The organism is Nocardioides candidus, from assembly GCF_041321175.1.
GTDB lineage: Bacteria > Actinomycetota > Actinomycetes > Propionibacteriales > Nocardioidaceae > Nocardioides.
The window spans coordinates 1,639,289-1,658,893 of record NZ_JBGGWC010000001.1 but is presented as its reverse complement, the minus strand read 5'-3'; the positions used below and the strand labels follow the sequence as shown (position 1 = coordinate 1,658,893).

Annotated in this window: 17 protein-coding genes; 7 read left to right on the top strand and 10 right to left on the bottom strand. The window is 73.5% G+C overall.

Annotated features, from left to right (window positions below):
* Positions 1-4: 4 nt before the first annotated feature.
* The 9 genes from ACAX67_RS08255 to ACAX67_RS08215 form a co-directional block, all read right to left on the bottom strand.
* Positions 5-817: an ECF transporter S component gene (locus ACAX67_RS08255; protein ID WP_370703329.1), complete on the bottom strand. Its 813-nt coding sequence runs from the start codon at positions 815-817 to the stop codon at positions 5-7.
* The gene (locus ACAX67_RS08250; protein WP_370703328.1) at positions 814-2,433 is read right to left on the bottom strand and encodes an ABC transporter ATP-binding protein; all 1,620 of its coding nucleotides are present in this window, start codon (positions 2,431-2,433) and stop codon (positions 814-816) included. Before ACAX67_RS08250 ends, ACAX67_RS08255 begins: the two co-directional genes overlap by 4 nt.
* Positions 2,433-3,533 (bottom strand): energy-coupling factor transporter transmembrane component T, encoded by a 1,101-nt coding sequence (locus ACAX67_RS08245; protein ID WP_370703327.1) that lies wholly within the window; start codon positions 3,531-3,533, stop codon positions 2,433-2,435. The genes ACAX67_RS08250 and ACAX67_RS08245 overlap by 1 nt, the downstream gene beginning before the upstream one ends.
* Positions 3,530-4,423, bottom strand: coding sequence for a hypothetical protein (locus ACAX67_RS08240; RefSeq protein WP_370703326.1), 894 nt, complete (start codon positions 4,421-4,423; stop codon positions 3,530-3,532). Before ACAX67_RS08240 ends, ACAX67_RS08245 begins: the two co-directional genes overlap by 4 nt.
* Positions 4,420-6,018: a prenyltransferase/squalene oxidase repeat-containing protein gene (locus tag ACAX67_RS08235; RefSeq protein WP_370703325.1), complete on the bottom strand. Its 1,599-nt coding sequence runs from the start codon at positions 6,016-6,018 to the stop codon at positions 4,420-4,422. The genes ACAX67_RS08240 and ACAX67_RS08235 overlap by 4 nt, the downstream gene beginning before the upstream one ends.
* Before the next feature lie 266 nt (positions 6,019-6,284).
* Positions 6,285-7,793, bottom strand: a complete 1,509-nt coding sequence (gene gatB / locus ACAX67_RS08230; protein ID WP_370703324.1) for an Asp-tRNA(Asn)/Glu-tRNA(Gln) amidotransferase subunit GatB — start codon at positions 7,791-7,793, stop codon at positions 6,285-6,287.
* A complete protein-coding gene (gatA, locus tag ACAX67_RS08225) occupies positions 7,790-9,340 on the bottom strand; it encodes an Asp-tRNA(Asn)/Glu-tRNA(Gln) amidotransferase subunit GatA (RefSeq protein ID WP_370703323.1) in 1,551 nt (516 codons plus the stop codon). Before gatA ends, gatB begins: the two co-directional genes overlap by 4 nt.
* Complete coding sequence (gene gatC, locus ACAX67_RS08220; RefSeq protein ID WP_370703322.1) at positions 9,337-9,636, bottom strand: Asp-tRNA(Asn)/Glu-tRNA(Gln) amidotransferase subunit GatC; 300 nt, start codon at positions 9,634-9,636, stop codon at positions 9,337-9,339. The genes gatA and gatC overlap by 4 nt, the downstream gene beginning before the upstream one ends.
* Before the next feature lie 72 nt (positions 9,637-9,708).
* Entirely contained in the window at positions 9,709-10,572 is an 864-nt protein-coding gene (locus tag ACAX67_RS08215) for a laminin B domain-containing protein (protein WP_370703321.1), read from the bottom strand.
* Positions 10,573-10,803: 231 nt separating this feature from the next.
* On the opposite strand from ACAX67_RS08215, the gene ACAX67_RS08210 reads away from it, so the two are divergent.
* The 7 genes from ACAX67_RS08210 to ACAX67_RS08180 all read left to right on the top strand — a co-directional run bounded on the left by ACAX67_RS08210 (position 10,804) and on the right by ACAX67_RS08180 (position 19,151).
* Complete coding sequence (locus ACAX67_RS08210) at positions 10,804-11,571, top strand: GntR family transcriptional regulator (RefSeq protein ID WP_370703320.1); 768 nt, start codon at positions 10,804-10,806, stop codon at positions 11,569-11,571.
* Positions 11,568-11,864, top strand: coding sequence for a 4Fe-4S dicluster domain-containing protein (locus ACAX67_RS08205; RefSeq protein ID WP_370703319.1), 297 nt, complete (start codon positions 11,568-11,570; stop codon positions 11,862-11,864). Before ACAX67_RS08210 ends, ACAX67_RS08205 begins: the two co-directional genes overlap by 4 nt.
* A 28-nt stretch (positions 11,865-11,892) precedes the next feature.
* Positions 11,893-13,302: an ABC transporter substrate-binding protein gene (locus tag ACAX67_RS08200; protein WP_370703318.1), complete on the top strand. Its 1,410-nt coding sequence runs from the start codon at positions 11,893-11,895 to the stop codon at positions 13,300-13,302.
* A 122-nt stretch (positions 13,303-13,424) separates the two neighbouring features.
* On the top strand, positions 13,425-14,183 hold the full coding sequence (locus tag ACAX67_RS08195) for an ABC transporter permease (protein ID WP_370703317.1): 759 nt from the start codon (positions 13,425-13,427) through the stop codon (positions 14,181-14,183).
* On the top strand, positions 14,180-14,977 hold the full coding sequence (locus tag ACAX67_RS08190; RefSeq protein WP_370703316.1) for an ABC transporter ATP-binding protein: 798 nt from the start codon (positions 14,180-14,182) through the stop codon (positions 14,975-14,977). The genes ACAX67_RS08195 and ACAX67_RS08190 overlap by 4 nt, the downstream gene beginning before the upstream one ends.
* A complete protein-coding gene (locus ACAX67_RS08185) occupies positions 14,974-17,721 on the top strand; it encodes a fumarate reductase/succinate dehydrogenase flavoprotein subunit (RefSeq protein WP_370703315.1) in 2,748 nt (915 codons plus the stop codon). Before ACAX67_RS08190 ends, ACAX67_RS08185 begins: the two co-directional genes overlap by 4 nt.
* Positions 17,721-19,151, top strand: a complete 1,431-nt coding sequence (locus ACAX67_RS08180; protein WP_370703314.1) for an FAD/NAD(P)-binding protein — start codon at positions 17,721-17,723, stop codon at positions 19,149-19,151. Before ACAX67_RS08185 ends, ACAX67_RS08180 begins: the two co-directional genes overlap by 1 nt.
* Here the strand turns inward: ACAX67_RS08180 and ACAX67_RS08175 are convergent.
* Positions 19,144-19,578: a pyridoxamine 5'-phosphate oxidase family protein gene (locus ACAX67_RS08175; RefSeq protein ID WP_370703313.1), complete on the bottom strand. Its 435-nt coding sequence runs from the start codon at positions 19,576-19,578 to the stop codon at positions 19,144-19,146. The two genes, ACAX67_RS08180 and ACAX67_RS08175, sit on opposite strands and share 8 nt — an antisense overlap.
* Positions 19,579-19,605 lie beyond the last annotated feature (27 nt).

Below are 19,605 nucleotides of genomic sequence, written 5' to 3'. Positions count from 1 at the left end.
GAACCTAACGCCGGTCCACCCGCGCCCGTCGCGCCGCGCGGCGCAGGGTCGTCAGCACGGCCGGGCCGAGCAGCGCGATGGCGAGCGCGTTGGTGATCGCCCGGCCCGTGTCCCAGCCGCCCGTGGAGGTCAGCAGCGTGTAGACCACGAACCGGTGCAGGTTGTCGAGCAGAGGTGCACCCGGCACGTAGGACAGGTCGGTGGAGTCCTGTCCGGGGACCTCGATGCCGAGGAGGAACGGCCAGCCCCAGAGGTTCATCAGCAGCCCGTAGGCATAGGCCGCGAGGACGCCGTAGACCACCAGCATCGCGATCTCCCCGCGGCCCGTGACGCGCCGCGGCAGCAGGCCCGCGCCCATCCCCACCCAGCCCGCGACGAGCATCTGGAAGGGCAGCCACGGGCCGACGCCCGCGGTCATCAGCGCTGATGCGAAGAGGGAGGTGCAGCCGAGCACGAAGCCGAAACCCGGCCCGAAGACCCGGCCGCCGAGGATCAGCAGGAAGAAGACCAGCTCCAGGCCGGCGGTGCCCGCGCTCACGCCGCGCAGCACCGCGTTGACCGCGCTCAGCACGCCGAGGATCGCCAGGACCCGCGCATCCATGCCGCCCTCGCTGATCTCGGCGAGCACGACCGCGAGGATCACCGGGAGCAGGCCGAGGAACACGAACGGCGGGTCGACCCGCTGGCCCGGGTCCGCCTGCAGCAACAGCGGCCATCCCAGCATCGCCAGGCCGATCAGCGAGGCCAGCCCGAGCACCAGGGCCGACCGCAACCGCAGGGGTACGGCGGCCTGCCGGCCCACCTCGACGACGCTCATCGCGGCACCTCCGCCGCGGTGGAGGCGAGGGCGGCGGCGACCTCGTCGACCCGCAGCCACGGCGGGCCGAGCACCTTGGTCACCTGCGGCGCGAACGCCGGCGACTCGGCGACCACGTCACGTACCGGTCCGCTCGACACCACCTCGCCCTCGGCGAGCACGACCACCCGATCGGCCACCTGCGCGACGAACTCGACGTCGTGGGTGGCGACGAGGATCGCGCGGCCCTCCGCCGCGAGGTCGCGCAGCACCTCCGCGAGCGCGTGCTTGCCGGGGTAGTCCAGGCCGCGGGTCGGCTCGTCGAGCAGCAGGACCGGCGGGCCGGCCGTGAGCACGATCGCCACCGCGAGCGCGAGCCGCTGACCCTCGGAGAGGTCCCGGGGGTGTCCGCCCTCGCCGATACCGGGAGTCAGCCGGTCCAGGATCGCCTTGCAGGTCCCGGGCGGTGCGGCCGCCGTACGGTCTGCGGCGGAGCACTCCTCGGCGACCGTCTCCAGGTAGAGGAGGTCGGCCGGGCTCTGCGGCACCAACCCGGTGTGCTGCCGGCGCCGGTCGGGCTTGAGCCGGTGCGGCTCCGCGCCGTCGATGCGCACCGTGCCGCGGGTGGGCGAGTGCCGGCCTTGGAGCGCCCACAGGAGGGTCGACTTCCCGGCACCGTTGCGGCCCATCAGCGCGGTGACGCTGCCCGTCCCCAGCGTGAGGTCGACCTCGCGCAGCGCCGCGACCGGCCCGTGCTGGACGGACAGGCCGCGCACCTCGACCGCGGTCTCGCGTCGTCCTCGCGCCTCGGGCTCCTCCTCGGGCGGTTCGAGGGCCGAGAGCTCGGGGGCGCGCGCGGCGCGGCGGCGGGCGTCGCGCACGGTCAGCGGGAGCGGTGACCAACCGGCGACCCGCCCGAGCTCGACGAGGGGCGGTGCGATCGGAGCGTCCACGAGCAGCTCGGCGGGATCGCCGACCCGCACCCGCCCGCCGACACCGAGGAGGCAGAGCCGATCGGCGAAGGGCACCACGCGCTCGAGGCGGTGCTCGGCGACGAGCACCGAGACACCGAGGTCGTGGACCAGTCGGGTGAGGGTGGCGAGCACGTCCTCGGCCGCGGTCGGGTCGAGCGCGGAGGTCGGTTCGTCGAGCACCAGGAGCCGCGGGTGGGTGGTGAGCACGGACCCGATCGCGACCCGCTGCTGCTGCCCGCCGGAGAGCGTGCGCAGGTCGCGGTGGCGCAGGTCGGCGATGCCCAGCAGGTCGAGCGTCTCCTCGACCCGCCTCCGCATGGTCGGCGCGGCCAGGCCGAGCTGCTCCATCCCGAAGGCGAGCTCCTCCTCGACCGTGTCGGTGACGAACCAGGCGGGCGGGTTCTGGCCGACGTAGCCGACGAGGTGCGCGCGCTCGCGGGCCGGCGACTCGAGCACGCTCACGCCGTCGATCAGCACGTCGCCGGTCAGCGTGCCGCCGGTGAAGGCCGGCACCAGCCCGGCCGTGACCCCGAGGAGCGTCGACTTGCCGACTCCCGTCGGGCCGGCGAGCAGCACCAGCTCGCCGTGGTCGATGGCGAGGTCGACCCGGTCGAGGACCGGCCCGTCGCTGTACGTGAAGGTGACGTCGCGCAGCTCGAGCATCACGCCACCCCTACGCCGAGGCGGTTCTGCGCCGTGAGCGGCGGCGGCGCCACGAAGACCGGCGCCACCCCGGCGAGCACCGCGAGGACGGCGCCCACGCTGAGCGTCGGTACGACGGCCACGCCCGGGTAGGCGACCGACGGCTCCCAGTGCTGCGCCGCCCACAGCCCCGCGCCGACGACGGCGCCGGACAACGCGACCAGCACCTCCGCCCCACGCCAGCGCTCGGGCCGGTAGCGGGTGCGCTCGACCCGGCGCCCGGCGAGCACGAACCCGCCGAGCGCGGCGAGCACGCCCAGCGCCAGCATCGGCCACGCGAGGACCCTCGGCGCGGTCGCGTCGAGGAAGGCGTAGACCCCGACGAGGATCCCGAGCAGGCCGAGGAGCATGAGCCCACCCGTGCGGCGGCGCTCGCCCGGGCTCGCGGATCCGCTGCGGCCGTAGCCGCGGGCATCCATCCCCGCGGCCAGCGCGAGCGAGCGCTCGAAGGCGTCCTCGAGCACGGGGACGAGCAGGCGGCGCAGGCTGCTCACCCGGGGCACCCGCCCCCGCTCCCCGCCGCGCAGCTGCTGGGCGGCGCGCACCCGGCGGGCGCTGTCGGCGAGCTGCGGGACGACGGTGATCGCCACGACCATCGCCGTACCGACCTCGTAGAGCGCGGGCGGCAGTGACCGCATCAGCCGCTTCGGGTTGGCCAGGGCGTTGGCCGCACCGACCGCGATCAGCAAGGTGGCGAGCCGCAGGCCCTCGTAGAGGGCGGCGAGCAGCTCCTCGCGGCTGAACGGCCCGAGCAGGTCGACGCCCGCGGCCCAGTCGGGCAACGGGATCTCCGGGAGCGCGACGAGCACCGTCCCGGCGTCGGCACCGCCGACGAGCACCCGGAAGACGACGCGCACGACGATGACGACCACCCCGAGCCAGAGGTAGAGCCGGAAGGACCGCGCCCAGGGCTGGTCGCCGCGGCAGGCCAGCACCGTGGTCGTCGCGACGGCGACCAGGAGCAGCAGGAGGTACGGGTTGGTCGTGCAGGAGGCGCCGACCGCGAGGCCGACCGCCCAGCACCACCAGGCGACCGGGTGCAGGTCGCGCGCCGGCGTCATGCCGGCGGACCGCCCCGCTCGCGTCGGCGGAGCGCGACGACGACGCCCGCGGCGCCGAGCACGACGGCCGCCAGCCCCAGCCCGATCCACGTCGGCAGCGTCCCCCCGTCGTCGGCGGACGACTCGGTGCTCACGGTGCCCGGCGGGTCGGCCGTGATCTCGGCGGCCCCGGGCACGGTGCTGCTGCCGGTCTCCGTGGCCTCGGTGGCCTCGCTCCCGGGCTTGTCCGATGCCGGTGTGCTCGCCTTCGTGGGAGAGGCGGGAGCCGACGACGTCGCCGTGGAGGTCGGCGCGGAGGCCTGGGTGGGCGCCGTGGTGGGCGCTCCGTCCGTGGCGCCGCCCGTCGGGCCGCCCTGGTGGCCCCCGCCGGTGTGCGTCGGCTGCTGGCTCGGTGTCGGAGTGCTCTCGCGCGGGGTCGGTACGGCGTCCGGAGCCTGCGCCCGGCCGTCGCCCTGGTGCCAGGAGAAGCCGAGGTAGCCGCCTTCGGGCACCTCGAGGCCGTTGGCCCCGCTCGTCGCGTAGGTCCAGCGACCCGACTCGCCGTCGGACCACCACAGGCTCCAGTAGGCCGTCGTCGGCGGGGTCCGCACGCAGGGGTTGTCGGCCGGCTTGCCCGACACCCGGCACACGAACCCGGGGTCGGACTGCACGTAGGTGAGCTCGTAGCCGGCGTGCTCGAAGACCTGGGTCGCCGACTCGCCGGCGCCGTCGGGGTCGCAGCCCGCGGTGATGCCGCCGCCGAGCTCGTTGAAGTCGACGACGACGGTGATGCCCGTCGTACCGCTGCAGGCGGTGGCCTCGGCGGGCGCCGGGGTCGCGACGACGCCGGTCACCGCAGCCGCGAGGACTGCGGCGACCGCTGCCAGCGCCGAGGCCGCCGTACGCCTCATCGGACCTGGTACGACGCCTGGCCGGCGCGGTCGCGGAACTGGCCTCGTGCCTTCACGACGTGCTTGCCGTGGGCGCGCGGGGCCGGGAAGGTCGCGGTGAAGCGGCCACGCGTGGTCGCGGTGCCGCGGGCCACGACGTCACCGTCCTGTCGTACGACGACGTGCTCGCCGGACGCCAGTCCGCGCACCACGACGCGCTGGTCACCGCGCGGCGCGACGCTGTCGCGCAGGCCGACCGGCAGCTTGGCAGCAGCGAGGGCGAGGTCCTCGATGCCGGCGGAGTTGTCGGAGGTGTCGACCACGACCGGCACGTCACCGGTGCGGTCGGGCACCTTCACCTTGGCGACGGCCTTGCCCGCCGCGTCGGGCAGGACGCGCTGGATGAACCTGCCGACGCCCACGCAGGCCGCCTCGCCCGGCGCGAGGCCGGAGACCTTGATCCTCGCCTTGCCGCCGCCGTCGAGGAAGGCGGGTGCCTTGAAGGTCAGGGTGGTCGCGCTCTCCGGGGCCGCGAGGAGGGCCGGGATGGCCTGCGACGTGGCCCGGGCGAACTTCGCCCGGTCGGCGATGCCGCCGGCCAGGGCCTCGCGCAGCGACGCGCCGTCGTAGGCGACGCCACCGATGTCGGCCTTGGCGGCGCCGTCGCAGCGCGTGCCGCTCAGCTGGAGGCTGCGCAGCCAGCCGGCCGCCTTCTCCGCCGCCTCGTGCCGGCCCGAGGTGATCAGGGCGTTGCCCGCGAGGCCGGTGCTGTTGGCGTTGGGGCCGATCAGGTCGCCGTCGTCGAAGGAGCCGTTGGCGCGCTGGTCGGTCACCAGCCAGTCGCTCGCCGCGGTGAGCGCGTCGGCGATCGCGGGGTCGGTCGCTGCCAGTGGCTTCAGCACGACGATCGCCAGGGCGGTCGCGTCCACGCTCGGGGCCGAGGTCGCGTCGTCGCAGCCGTCGTCGGTCGCCGGGTCGGAGGTGTTGACGTCGCCGTCAGAGACGCGGGTGAAGTCGAGGCGGAAGAACCCCGCGCTGCACTGCTGGTCGAGGAGGAAGCCGGTCACCGCGCCCGCCTGGGCGCTGTCGGCGTCGGTGAGGGCGCGTGCGGCGAAGGTCTGGCCGAAGACGTTCGCGTAGTCGCCGAAGCCGGAGACGTCCTGGACGCGTCCGGACTCCTGCACCGTCCCCTCGACCCGACCGACGAGGTCCTGCCCGCCGAAGGCGGTCGGGTCGTCGCCGACCTGGCCGGCGAAGTAGGCAGCCTTGGCCGCCGGGCCGGCGTAGGTGCTGTCGGGGTCGAATGCTCCGCCCGTGATGTAGTCGAGGACGTGGTCGCCGAGCGCGGTGGTGATGTCGTCGACGCGGTCGGCATAGCCGCCGGCCGCCTTCAGCGCCAGCGCGACGTCGATCGAGGCGCCCCAGCCGAAGCCGCCGAAGCCGCCGAGGGCCGCGTCCTCGCCGCTGAGCCAGTCGGCCGCGATCGCGGCGGGCGTCGGGTCCGCGTCGTCGTGGGCGTGGGACGCCGGGGCGGGACCGCCGACGACGAGCCCGGCCGCGAGCAGCGAGCCGCCGAGGGCGGCGACGCCGAGCCGGGCGAGGATGGTGGTGGGCATGGTGTTCCTTCCCGCTGCAACAGAGGGAAGGGACCGTGGGCGGCCCGACCCGCTGCTCTCCGCGACAGCGTGCACGTCAGGACGCTCCGCGACAGGTGCTCCGGCTCGCCGCGCTCCCGGGAGAGCGCGGCCCACGGTTGCGGGTCAGCGCCGGACTTCGACCGGCTTCCCCCACCACGGGCGTGTTGGTTGGATCTCCCAGCAGCCTAATCGCGTGGAGCGCTCCTGGCACCATCGGGCCGGTGGCCGGACGGACCGGTCGGAGGTCAGCCGAGCTTCTCCAGGATCAGCTCGCGCACCCGCCCGGCGTCGGCCTGGCCGCGCATCTCCTTCATGACCGCGCCGATGAGGGCGCCGGCGGCGGCGACCTTGCCGTCACGGATCTTGTCGGCCACCTCGGGGTTGGCGGCGATCGCGTTGTCGACGGCGGTCGAGAGGGCGCCCTCGTCGGAGACCACGGCCAGTCCGCGCTTCTCGACGATCTCGGCGGGCGATCCCTCGCCGGCGTACAGACCCTCGAAGACCTTGCGCGCCAGCTTGTCGTTGATCGTGCCGGCGTCGACCAGCGCCTGGACGGCGGCCACGTCGGCCGGGGTCACGCCCAGGCCGTCGATCGCGGTGTCGGTGTCGTTGGCGCGGCGGGCGAGCTCACCGAGCCACCACTTGCGCGCGGTCTGCGGCGACGCCCCGGCGGCCACGGTCTCCTCCACCAGGCCGAGCGCGCCGGCTCCGACGGTGTCGCGCATCTCGAGGTCGGTGAAGCCCCACTCCGACTGCAGGCGGGCCCGCTTCGCCGTGGGGTTCTCGGGCAGCGTGGCGCGCAGCTCCTCGACCCACTCCCGCGACGGCGCGACCGGCACCAGGTCGGGCTCGGGGAAGTAGCGGTAGTCCTCGGCGTCGGACTTCTCACGGCCCGACGTCGTGACGCCGGTGTCCTCGTGCCAGTGACGGGTCTCCTGGAGGATCGACTCCCCCGCGTCGAGGACGGCCGCGTGGCGCGACATCTCGTAGCGGACGGCACGCTCGACCGAGCGCAGCGAGTTGACGTTCTTCGTCTCCGTCCGCGTGCCCAGGACGCCCGACCCGGCGGGCGAGAGCGACAGGTTCACGTCGGCGCGGATCGAGCCCTGCTCCATCCGCGCGTCGGACACCCCGAGGGCGAGGATCAGCTCGCGCAGCTGGCCGACGTAGGCCCGCGCCACGTCGGGCGCCTTCGCACCCGCACCGACGATCGGCTTGGTGACGATCTCGATGAGGGGGATGCCGGCGCGGTTGTAGTCGACGAGCGAGTAGTCGGCGCCGTGGATGCGACCGGTCGCGCCACCGATGTGGGTGGACTTGCCGGTGTCCTCCTCCATGTGCGCACGCTCGATCTCGACGCGGAACGTCTCGCCGTCGCCATCCTCGGTCGGCAGAGTGACGTCCATGTAGCCGTCGAAGGCGATCGGCTCGTCGTACTGCGACGTCTGGAAGTTCTTCGGCATGTCCGGGTAGAAGTAGTTCTTCCGCGCGAAGCGACACCACTCGGCGATCTCGCAGTTGAGCGCGAGGCCGATGCGGATGGCCGACTCGACCGCCTTGCCGTTGACGACCGGCATCGCCCCCGGCAGGCCGAGGCAGGTCGGGCAGACCTGGGTGTTGGGGGCCGCACCGAACTCCGTCGGGCAGCCGCAGAACATCTTGGTGACGGTGTTGAGCTCGACGTGCACCTCGAGCCCGAGGGCAGGGTCGTACGACGCCAGCACGTCGTCGAACGGGACGAGGGTGTCGGTCATCGGACCACTCCTTCGAGAGCCGGTGCCTTGTCGAGCAGCGGACCGCCCCACTCGGCCGTGAGCAGCGCCTCCAGCGCCGCGCCGACCCGGTAGCACCGGTCGTCGGCGAGCGCCGGCGCGAGGACCTGGAAGCCCACCGGCAGCCCGTCCTCCTCGGCGAGGCCGGCCGGGACCGAGATGCCGGGCACGCCCGCGAGGTTGGCGGGGATGGTGGCGAGGTCGTTGAGGTACATCGCCAGCGGGTCCCCGAGCTTCTCCCCCAGCTCGAAGGCGGTCGTCGGCGCGGTCGGCGAGACCAGCACGTCGACCTGCTCGAACGCGGCCTCGAAGTCGCGGCTGATCAGCGTGCGCACCTTCTGCGCCTGGCCGTAGTAGGCGTCGTAGTAGCCGCTCGACAGCGCGTAGGTACCGATGATGATGCGGCGCTTCACCTCGTCGCCGAAGCCGGCGTCACGGGTCGCCTTCATGACGTCCTCGGCGCTCGGCAGTCCCCCATTTTTGCCAGCCTCGGGGGTGACCCGCAGCCCGTAGCGCATGGCGTCGAACTTCGCGAGGTTGGAGGAGCACTCCGCCGGCAGGATCAGGTAGTAGGTCGCCAGCGCGTGCACGAAGGTCGGGCACGACACCTCGACCACCTCGGCGCCGGCCTTGACCAGCAGGTCGACCGACTCCTGGAAGCGCGCCATGACGCCGGGCTGCCAGCCGTCGCCGGAGAGCTCCTTGATGACGCCGATCCGCACACCGGACAGGTCGCCGCCGGCGCCGGAGCGCGCGGCGTCGACCAGCGAGGGCAGCTCCTGGTCGACCGAGGTCGAGTCGAGCGGGTCGTGCCCGCCGATGACCTCCTGCAGGAGCGCTGCGTCGAGGACGGTCCGGGTGACCGGTCCCGCCTGGTCGAGGCTGTTGGCCAGCGCGACCAGGCCGTAGCGCGACACGGCGCCGTACGTCGGCTTCACGCCGACCGTGCCGGTGACCGCGCCGGGCTGGCGGATCGAGCCGCCGGTGTCGGTGCCGACCGCGAGCGGCGCCTCGAACGCGGCGACCGCAGCGGCGGAGCCGCCGCCGGAGCCGCCGGGGATCCGGGTCTGGTCCCACGGGTTGCGGGTCGGGCCGTAGGCGCTGTGCTCGGTGGAGGAGCCCATCGCGAACTCGTCCATGTTGGTCTTGCCGAGGATCGGCAGACCGGCGGCCCGGATGCGGCGCACGACAGTGGCGTCGTACGGCGGCACCCAGCCCTCGAGGATCTTCGAACCGCACGTCGTGGGCAGGCCCTCGGTGGCGAGCACGTCCTTGACCGCGATCGGCACGCCGTCGAGCGCGTGCAGCGGAGTGCCCGCGGCCCGGCGCTCGTCCGACGCACGAGCGGCCGCGAGTGCACCCTCGGTGTCGACGTGCAGGAACGCGTGCACCCCGGCGGTCGCGTCGCCGTCGACGGCGAGGATCCGGTCGAGGTGCGCCTGGGTGAGCTCCACGGAGGTCACCTCGCCGGCGGCGAGGGCGTCGGCGAGCTCGGCCGCCGTCCTCCTGGTCCAGTCCGTGCCGCTCACTGCTCGTCCCCCAGGATCCGCGGCACGCTGAAGCGCTGGTCCTCGCTCGCCGGCGCGCCCGACAGCGCCTGCTCGGCGGTCAGGCACGGGACCGCGACGTCGTCGCGGAACACGTTGGTGAGCGGGATCGGGTGGGACGTCGGCGGGACGTCGTCACCGGCCACCCCTCGGATGGACGCGACCGACTCGAGGATCACGTTGAGCTGGGGGGCCAGGTGGTCCAGCTCAGCGTCATCGAGGTCGATCCGGGCGAGATCGGCCAGGTGGGCCACCTCGTCGCGGGAGATCTCGGGCATGGGGTCAGTCTAGGGAGCGCTCACTCTGCCGCCCGAATCGCTCACCCCGCCGGGACATCGACCGGTGCGCCCCTAGGGCGCGTCGACCGTGAACCGGCGGACGACCGGGGTCGGGTCGACCCCCGACGCACCGAGCGTGCGCACCTGGAAGGTGTAGAGCCCGTCCGCGAGCGGCGCGGCGGTGAACGTCCCGGAGTCGCACGCGGTGAACACGCCCGACGCGGGGATGCCGGGGAAGATGCGGCACTGGAACCGGGCGCCGGTCGGCTCGCTGGACGCGAAGGTGAAGGTGGGCGTCGAGTCCGCGGTCGTGCTGTTGTGCGCCGGGCCCGAGGTGATGCTCGTCTCCGGCGGGGCGGTCATGACCACGGTGTCGATGGCGTCGGTGTCGGCGCCGGTGCGGAACTCCGCCCGGATCCTCAGCGAGGTGATCGACGCGAGCACGGTCTTGACCTCCGCCACGCTCGGCCGGGGCCCGGCCAGCGTCGCCTTGTGCCAGCCCACCGGGGTCAACGGCACGGAGTAGCGCGTGAAGGTGGTGCCCGGGTTGGCGGCGGTGTCGTAGACGAGGGTCAGGCCGCCGCCCTCGACCACGACGTCGTCGGCGTCGAACTGGCTCGAGAGGTCGGACTGCCGCAGGTCGAAGCGCAGCCGTCCGCTGTAGGCCGCCGACTGGTCGCCGAGGAGCTTCGCCGGCGCGACCCAGTACATGACACCGCCCGACACCGTGTCGTCCACCTGGATGAAGCCACCCGGGTGGCCACCCGAGGAGACCCACGTCGCGGGCGCGGCGGAGTCACCGAGGACCGACCACCCGTCGGCGTTCGCGGTGAACGTGCTGGCCACCAGGGTCGCCGCCGAGGCGGCGCCGAGGGGTCCCAGCACGGCCCCGATCACGGTCAGGGCGGCGACTGCCGCCCGGCGCTTGGTCCCCATGAGACCTCCTTGGCTCGTGCCGCTACCCGACCCCTGGGACGCTACTTCCCGAACGCGCCCGTCGGCAGCGGTTTCGGCAGAGTCGACCCCCCTCCGGCGACCCGCCGAGGGGTGGCGCAACTACCTGTCTCCGACCTGTTCGCGCAGGTCAGAGGGGGGTGAAAAGAAATTCCGGTGGCGCAACCGGAAGGGACTAACACTAATCTCTAGTGACTTACTAGGGTTAGTGTCATGACCTCCCTCCCACCCTCCGCCGACCTCCCCCGGCGGCGCGCCGACCGGGCCCGGCAGGTGGCCGATGTCCTGCGGCGCCAGGTCCTCAGCGGTCAGTACGACGACGGGCTGCCCTCGGAGGCGGACCTGCTTGTCGAGTTCTCCACCACCCGCAACACGGTGCGCGCCGCTCTCGACCTGCTGCGCGCCGAAGGACTGGTCGACCGGTGCCCCGGCGTCGGCACGACCGTGGTCGGCCAGAAGCACCCGCACGGGCTCGACAGGCTCCAGGGCCTGGCCGAGGTGTTCGACGGCCGGGGCACGGTGCACAACGAGGTGCGGGCCCTGGCGATGACGCGCCCGCCCGCCGCCGTACGTCAGCGCCTGGAGCTCGCGCCCGACGACGACGTGCTGTACATCGAGCGGCTGCGCCACCTCGACGGCGTGCCGCTGTCGTTGGACCTCACCTACCTGGTGCCCGACCTCGGCAGCCTGCTGCTCGGTCGCGACCTCGCCGGCAACGACGTCTTCGCGCTGCTCGAGGAGGTGTCCGGGCGATCGCTCGGCCACGCCGACCTCGTCATGGAGGCGGTCGCGGCCGACCCCCACAGCGCGGCGGTCCTCGGCACGCCCCGCCACGCCCCGCTGCTCATGGTCGAGCGGCTCACCCACCTCGACGACGGCCGGCCCGTCGACTTCGAGTTCATCCGCTTCCGCGGCGACCGCCTCACCCTTCGCGGCACCACCCACCGGGCCAGCCGCCTCCACCCCCAGGAGATCTCGTGACCACCTCCCGCAAGGCCTCGTGCTCCGACGGCTCCCCGTCGACGACGCAGACGCTTCCCCAGCCGATCCCGCTCGTCGACGCCCGGGCCCAGGTCCCGGTGTCGGTCGACCAGTCGCTCTGCATCGAGGGCTGCAACCTGTGCGTCCAGGTCTGCCCTCTCGACGCGCTCGCCATCGACCCGGAGACCAACAAGGCCTACATGCACGTCGACGAGTGCTGGTACTGCGGCCCGTGCGCGGACCGCTGCCCGACCGGCGCCGTGACCGTCAACATCCCCTACCTCCTGCGCTGACCCGCGCCCACCCACCCAGGAGAACCCAGTGAGACGATCCACCACCCTGCTCGCCGGCGCACTGTCGGCCGTGCTCGCGGCGAGCGCGCTGACCGCCTGCTCCGTCGCGGGTGCCGGCGAGTCCGAGGACGTCATCGTCATCGGCTACCAGTCCAAGACCATCAACACCGTCACCGCCGGCACCCTGCTGCGCGACCTCGGCTACTTCGAGGACAAGCTCGAGGAGATCGACCCCGAGCTGAAGGTCGAGTGGCAGGACTACGACACCGGCGCGCCGATCACGACCCAGATGCTCGCCGGCAAGATCGACATCGGCTCGATGGGCGACTACCCGCTCCTCATCAACGGCTCGCGCGCCGGCACCGGTGACGACGGCACGTCGATGCTGTCGATCACCGGCTACAACCCCCATGGAGCGCTCAACGGCGTCGTCGTCGACAAGGACTCCGACGTCCAGCGGCTCAGCGACCTGAAGGGCGCGGACATCTCCACGAGCGTCGGCTCGGCGGGCCACGGCACCCTGGTGCAGGCGCTGGACGAGATCGGCATCGACCCGACCAAGGACGTCTCGATCGAGAACCAGGACCCGCCGGTCGGCGCCTCGTCCCTCGAGGGCGGCTCCGTCGACGCGTTCGCCCAGTTCGTCGCCTGGCCCGGCCTGTTGGCGTTCCGCGACGACGCCCGCCTGGTCTACGACGGCGGTGAGCTGGACCTGCCCACCCTGCACGGCACCGTGATCCGCAACGAGTTCCTGGACGAGCACCCCGAGATCGCCCAGGCCTTCATCGAGGCGCAGATCGAGGCGACCGACTACCTCCACGAGCACCCGGTCGAGGCGGCCGAGAAGGTCGCCGACGTGACCGGCCTCCCGCCCGAGGTCGTCTACCTCTACAACGGCCGCAACGGCGTCTCCACCTTCGACACCACCATCAAGGACGACGAGGTCGCCGCGCTGAAGCACGACGTGCCGTTCCTGGAGTCGATCGGCGTCATCAGCGACCCGCTCGACGTCGACTCGTTCGTCGACGACAGCGTCGTCCAGAAGGCGTACGGCGACGGCTACGACGCGGCCACCACGAGCCAGACCAACGCCGCCGCCATCACCGGCACCGACGCGGTCTGCAAGACCAAGGTGAAGGACCCCGACACGGCGGGCGAGGTCTGGGTCCAGGGCGAGGCCGAGCCGCGCCCGGTCGCGGACCCGACCTGCCTGCTGCGCAACGTGGCCGCGGTCGAGGCCGACGGCGGTTCGGTGCGGGCGTCGTACCTCCCCGACGCGGTGACCCACACCCGCTGGTTCGCCGACAAGATGCTGTGGGCGAAGGACGGCACGGACCTGGTCGCGTTCGCGACCGAGGAGTCTCGTGGGGGCTACCTCTCCGACCACCAGGGCGCGCAGCCGCTCACCTACGCCGACGCACTGGACAGCGTCCGATGACCGCGCCGGTGCAGACCCCGACCCCGGCGGCACCCGCAACCGCTCCGCCGGCGGAGCCGGTCCCGGTCCGCTCGCGTCCGGTAGCGCGACGGTCCGGGACCGGGAACCGGCTGCGCTGGGTCGTGCGGTTCGCATCGGTCGCCGCCGCCGTGCTCGTCTGGCACCTGCTCAGCGCCAACGACGTGACGTTCTGGCTGCGCTTCAACCGGCTCCCGGGTCCGGTCGAGGTCTTCGAGGCGTTCCGCACCCAGCTCGCGACGCCCCGCTACTACCAGGACGTCACGCAGAGCCTGGTGCGCATCCTCAGCGGCTTCGCCCTCGCCTCGGTGCTCGGCATCGGTCTCGGCGTCGTCCTCGCCCGGTCGCACTGGGCCTCCGACGTGCTCAAGCCGCTGCTGGAGATCGCGCGGCCGATCCCGGCGATCGCGCTCGTGCCGGTGGCGATCCTGCTCTTCCCCACCAACGAGCAGGGCATCGTCTTCATCACGGCGACCGCGGCGTTCTTCCCGATCCTGGTGAGCACCCGGCACGCCGTGCGGGCCCTGCCCACGGTGTGGGAGGACGCCCTGCTCACCATGGGCGCCTCGCGACTGCGCGTGATGCGGTCCGTGGTGCTGCCCGGCATCGTGCCCGGCGTCTTCGGCGGCCTGTCGGTCGGCATGGGCGTCGCGTGGATCTGCGTCATCTCCGCGGAGATGATCTCCGGCGACTTCGGCCTGGGATACCGCACGTGGCAGGCCTACACGATCGTCGACTACCCCAACGTGCTGGTCGGGATGCTCTCGATCGGCGCCATCGGCTGGCTGACCTCCGGCTGCGTCGAGCTGGTCGGACGCCGCCTCACCGGCTGGCTTTCTTCGGAGCAGAGGAGCGCGTCATGACCACCCCGAGCAGCACCGTCCACCCCGCCGCCATCAGGGCCTCCGACCTCACACTGGGCTACGCCGGCGAGCCCGTCGTCGACGGCATCGACCTCGACGTCGAGCCGGGCGAGATCCTCGTCGTGCTGGGCCACTCCGGTTGCGGCAAGTCCACGCTCCTGCGCGCGATCGCCGGGCTGGTCCGGCCGATCGACGGCGACCTGCTGGCCAACGGCCGCACGGTCGAGGGCACCAGCGGCGACCGGACGCTGGTCTTCCAGGAGGACGCGCTCCTCCCCTGGCGCTCGGCGCGGCGCAACGTCGAGCTCGCGCTCGAGGTTCAGGGAGTCGGCCGGGCGGAGCGCCGCCGGCGCGCCGCCGAGTGGCTCGACCGGGTCGGGCTCTCGCGCTTCGCCGACCGGCTGCCCGGCCAGCTCTCCGGCGGCATGCGCCAGCGGGTGCAGCTGGCCCGCGCACTCGCCACCGGCCCCGGCGTCATCTGCATGGACGAGCCGTTCGGTGCGCTCGACGCCCAGACCCGGGCATCCATGCAGCGCCTGCTCGTCGAGGCCTGGCAGGCGTCGGGCTGCACGGTCGTCTTCGTCACCCACGACGTCGACGAGGCGCTCGTGCTCGGCGACCGGATCGTCGTGCTCGGTCGGCACGGGATCGTCTCCGAGCACCGGATCGACCAGCCCCGCGACCCGGCCCGGCCGCCCGGTCCCGACGTCCGCGCCGAGGTGCTCGCCCACCTCGCCACCACCCAGTCCCTGGCGCCGATCCCGGACGCCCCGAGCGAGAGGTCCGTCGCGTGACTGCCGTGCAGGACACCCCCACCACCCCCACCACCCTGTCGATCCCGCCGGTCACCGAGCGGCGCGAGCTGACCTGCGACGTGCTCGTCGTCGGCGGCGGCACGGCCGGCACGATGGCGGCCATCACCGCCGCCGAGGCAGGTGCGTCCGTCGTGCTCCTGGAGAAGGCGCACGTGCGCCACTCCGGGTCGCTCGCCATGGGCATGGACGGCGTCAACAACGCGGTCATCCCGGGCAAGGCGACGCCGGAGGACTACGTCGCCGAGATCACCCGCGCCAACGACGGCATCGTCAACCAGAGGACGCTGTGGCAGACCGCCAGCCGCGGCTTCGACATGGTGAAGCGGCTCGAGCGCTACGGCGTGAAGTTCGAGAAGGACGAGCACAACGAGTACGCCGTCCGCCAGGTCCACCGCTCCGGCAAGTACGTCCTGCCGATGCCCGAGGGCAAGGACGTCAAGAAGGTGCTCTACCGCGTGCTGCGCCAACGGCACATCCGCGAGCTGGTGCAAATCGAGAACCGGGTCATGCCGGTGCGCGTGCTCACCGACCCCGAGGACGGCCGCGCTGTGGGGGCGGTCGGCTTCGACACCCGGTCGGGCGAGTTCGTGACCGTCGCCGCCGGCGCTGTCGTGCTCGCGACCGGCGCCTGCGGCCGGCTCGGGCTGCCGGCCAGCGGCTACCTCTACGGCACCTACGAGAACCCGACCAACGCCGGCGACGGCTACGCGATGGCCTACCACGCCGGCGCGGAGCTCAGCGGCATCGAGTGCTTCCAGATCAACCCGTTGATCAAGGACTACAACGGCCCCGCGTGCGCCTACGTCGCCAACCCGTTCGGCGGCTACCAGGTCAACGCGGAAGGCGAGCGCTTCGTCGACTCCGACTACTGGTCGGGCCAGATGATGTCGGAGGTGAAGCGCGAGATCGACTCCGCCCGCGGCCCGATCTACCTCAAGCTCAGCCACCTCCCCGACGAGACGCTGACCACGCTGGAGGGGATCCTCCACCACACCGAGCGGCCCACGCGCGGCACGTTCCACGAGGGCCGGGGCCACGACTACCGGACCCACGACGTGGAGATGCACATCTCCGAGATCGGGCTCTGCGGCGGGCACTCCTCCTCCGGCGTGTGGGTCGACGAGGACGCGCAGACCACGGTCCGCGGCCTCTACGCGGCGGGCGACCTCGCGTGCGTGCCGCACAACTACATGATCGGCGCGTTCGTCTTCGGCGACCTCGCCGGCGGTCACGCGGCCCAGCACGGCATCGTCCCGGAGACGCTGCCCGAGGACCAGATCACCGCCGCGCACGAGCTGATCTACGCGCCGCTGCGCCGGCCGGACGGCCCGCCGCAGCCGCAGGTGGAGTACAAGCTGCGCCGCTTCGTCAACGACTACGTCGCGCCGCCGAAGACCGCGAAGAAGCTCGAGATCGCCATCGAGTCGTTCACCCGGATGGAGGCCGACCTCGACGAGATGGGCGCGCGCACGGCGCACGAGCTGATGCGTTGCGTCGAGGTGTCCTTCATCCGCGACTGTGCCGAGCTGGCGGCACGCGCGTCGCTGGTGCGCGAGGAGAGCCGCTGGGGGCTCTACCACGAGCGGGCCGACATCCCGCAGCGCGACGACGCGAACTGGTTCTTCCACCTCAACGTGCGTCGCCGTGGTGACGGCGCGATGGAGTTCATCTCGCGGCCGGTCAACGACTACGTCGTACCGGTGCCGGACATCGAGGTCCCCGCCCCCGTCGAGGGCGGCGTGCTCGCCGTGGTGACCAACCGGTCGTCGAGCAGGAGCGGGCGCAGCGAGCGACGTATCGAGACGCAGCCCGTGGGGACGCGGCCCCTCGACAACCCACGGATCCTCGAGCTGCTCGAGCTCGCGGAGAACGGCCCGTCGGCGGGCGAGCTCGAGCCGTTCCTCACCGACCCCGATGCAGAGGTACGGCGGACGGCGGTCGCCACGGTGACCGAGGTCGTGCCCGCGGGCACCGGACGGCTGCTCGCCCGCGCGCTCGGCGACGACGACGGCGCGGTGCGTTCGGCCGCGGCGGTGGCGCTCCGCGAGCTGGTCGAGGTGCTGCCCGCGGAGCAGGCGCTCGCCGACGCGCTGGCACCGACCGCGACGAGCCCCGACCCCGTGGTCAGGGCGGCCGTGCTCGACGTGCTCCGCGCGCTCTCGCTGGGCTCGGCGGAGCTCTACCGGTCCGCGCTCGCCGACGGTGACGCTCGCGTCCGGGTCCAGGCCGTGCGCGGGCTGGTGAGCCACGACGACGTGGCCGGTCTGGTCGCGGCGGCCGCGGACGCCGAGCGCGAGATCCGCGTCGCGGCAGCGCTGGGGCTCGGCGGTCTGGGACCGGTGGCGGTCGAGGCCGCTCCCACCCTGGTGGTGCTCGCGGGCGACACCGAGCTGCTGGTGCGGGCGGCCGCGCTCGAGGCCGCTGCCGGGGTCGGCGGCACCGACGGGCTCGACGCGCTCTGCGTCGCCGGACTCGCCGACGCCGCCTGGCAGGTCCGCACCGGGGCGGCCAAGGGCCTCGGTGGCTGCGCGGAGGACCTCGCCGTACCGGCCCTGGTCGGCGCGACGGGCGACCCGCACCTCGACGTGCGCAAGGCGGCGGTGATCGCCCTCGCGCGCTGGACCGGACGCCCCGACGTCCGCGACGCACTGGAGGTGGCGACCAAGGACACCGACGCCGACGTCCGCGGCTACGCCCGGCGGCAGCTGACCCGCACCCGCTGATGAGCGGCTGTCCGCGGGTCGCCGTCGTCGGTGCCGGAGCGGCCGGCACCCTGAGCGCCCTGCACCTGCTGCGGACCGCGGTCGCCACGCGCACCCGCCTCGACGTGGTGCTGGTCGACCCGGCGGTGCGCTGGGCACGTGGCGCGGCGTTCGGCACCGCCGACCCGCGCCACCTGCTCAACGTGCCGGCCCGCGGCATGAGCGCCCTCCCGGAGCAGCCCGACGACTTCGTGGTCTGGCGGCAGCGAATGGGGCTGGGCGGCGACGGCGACACGTTCGCACCGCGCATGGAGTGGTCGCGCTACCTGGCCGACCTCGTCTACACCGCACGTCGCGACGCGTCCGGTACGGCGACGATGACCCACCGTCGCGCCCGCGCGCTCGAGGTCCGGCGGACCGAGGACGGCCTCGTCGTCGGCACCGACGAGGGCAACCAGGTGGCGGCCGACGCGGTCGTGGTCGCGACCGGGCTGCCGAGTGCGGGCGACCATTGGGCGCCCGCGGCAGTGCGGGCGTCGCCCCGGTTCGTGGCCGATCCGCTCGAGGCCGGCGTGCTGGCCGAGGTACGCGGCAATGGCGGCGACGCCCTCCTGGTCGGCACCGGCCTCACCATGGTCGACGTCGTGCTGACGCTGTCGTCCTCCCCCGCGGTCGGACGGTTGCTCGCGGTCTCGCGCAGCGGCGCCCTGCCCGCCGGTCACCTGGCCCGGCGGCTGCCGCCGGTGCTGCCGGACGTGTCCGACTGGGGTTCCTCGCTCGAGCACATCCGCGAGCGCGCGGCGCGGCACGTGGCCGCTGTCCGGGCCGAGACCGGCGACTGGCGGCCGGGGGTCGACGGCGTGCGCCACCGGGTGGCCGAGCTCTGGCAGCGGCTGGACGAGGCCGACCGGGCGACCTTCGTCGCGCGCGACGCCGGACCCTGGAACCTCCTCCGGCACCGGATGCCGCCGTCCTCGACGGCGACGCTCGCCTCCCTGCGCGGCGAGGGTCGGCTCGAGATCCGGGCCGGTGAGATCGCCGACGTCGCGCCCGCGCCGCGCGGGGCCCTACGGGTCGAGCTCACCGACGGGTCCGTGCGCGAGGTCGGGTGGGTGGTCAACTGCACCGGTCCGCGCAGCGACGTCCGCACCCTCGGGAACCCGCTCCTGGAGGACCTGCTGCGCCCCCGCCCCGACGGGGTGCTCGCCACGGTGTCGACCGGCGGCATGGGGTTCCGCACCGACCGCGGGCGGGTGGTCGACGGCGCCGGATCGACCGCGACGCCGCTGTGGACCCTCGGCGCCCTGCGCCGCGGCGAGCTGTGGGAGTCGACGGCCGTGCCGGAGATCCGCGAGCAGGCAGTTGCCGTCGCGGCCGACGTGGTGGCCGCGGTCACGGAGGTCCGCGGTCCCTCCACCGCTCGGGCCGTCGCGGCGGCCTCGGTCAGCTGAGCGGCGCCGGGGCGAGGGTGCTCGACATGAGGAAGCGTCCGACCTCGATGCGGACCGCGACCCGCGTCGGGTTCGGCCGCGGCACCCGGTAGCGCCCGGCGTAGCACTCCTCGGCCCGCCGTACGGCGTCGGGCGCGTCGAGGACGACCGCGCGACCCTCGAGCGTCGACCACCGTGGACCGTCGACCTGGCAGGCCGCCACGGGCACGCCGTCCGCCGGACCGGAGGCGATCGTGCGCGCCTTGCGCGAGTCGCGGTCGGTGATCACCCACGCGCAGCGCTGGTCGTGGTCGAGCACGACGCCCACCGGCACGACGTGCGGGCGACCGTCCGCCCGCATGCTGCTGAGGGTGCACAGGTGCCGCTCGGTCCAGAAGTCCAGCAGCGCGGGCGGGAACGCGTCCCAGCCGGGGGTCCACGAGGTCATGCCCGCATCCTCCCGGATCGGCGGTCG

What these genes read in the sequence shown, in the direction of transcription:
- ACAX67_RS08235 (WP_370703325.1), bottom strand. Translation starts at nt 6,018, where the DNA reads ATGCCCACCACCATCCTCGCCCGGCTCGGCGTCGCCGCCCTCGGCGGC.
- ACAX67_RS08255 (WP_370703329.1), bottom strand. Translation starts at nt 817, where the DNA reads ATGAGCGTCGTCGAGGTGGGCCGGCAGGCCGCCGTACCCCTGCGGTTG.
- ACAX67_RS08245 (WP_370703327.1), bottom strand. Translation starts at nt 3,533, where the DNA reads ATGACGCCGGCGCGCGACCTGCACCCGGTCGCCTGGTGGTGCTGGGCG.
- ACAX67_RS08250 (WP_370703328.1), bottom strand. Translation starts at nt 2,433, where the DNA reads ATGCTCGAGCTGCGCGACGTCACCTTCACGTACAGCGACGGGCCGGTC.
- ACAX67_RS08190 (WP_370703316.1), top strand. Translation starts at nt 14,180, where the DNA reads ATGACCACCCCGAGCAGCACCGTCCACCCCGCCGCCATCAGGGCCTCC.
- ACAX67_RS08175 (WP_370703313.1), bottom strand. Translation starts at nt 19,578, where the DNA reads ATGACCTCGTGGACCCCCGGCTGGGACGCGTTCCCGCCCGCGCTGCTG.
- ACAX67_RS08240 (WP_370703326.1), bottom strand. Translation starts at nt 4,423, where the DNA reads ATGAGGCGTACGGCGGCCTCGGCGCTGGCAGCGGTCGCCGCAGTCCTC.
- gatC (WP_370703322.1), bottom strand. Translation starts at nt 9,636, where the DNA reads ATGCCCGAGATCTCCCGCGACGAGGTGGCCCACCTGGCCGATCTCGCC.
- ACAX67_RS08180 (WP_370703314.1), top strand. Translation starts at nt 17,721, where the DNA reads ATGAGCGGCTGTCCGCGGGTCGCCGTCGTCGGTGCCGGAGCGGCCGGC.
- ACAX67_RS08215 (WP_370703321.1), bottom strand. Translation starts at nt 10,572, where the DNA reads ATGGGGACCAAGCGCCGGGCGGCAGTCGCCGCCCTGACCGTGATCGGG.
- gatB (WP_370703324.1), bottom strand. Translation starts at nt 7,793, where the DNA reads ATGACCGACACCCTCGTCCCGTTCGACGACGTGCTGGCGTCGTACGAC.
- ACAX67_RS08210 (WP_370703320.1), top strand. Translation starts at nt 10,804, where the DNA reads ATGACCTCCCTCCCACCCTCCGCCGACCTCCCCCGGCGGCGCGCCGAC.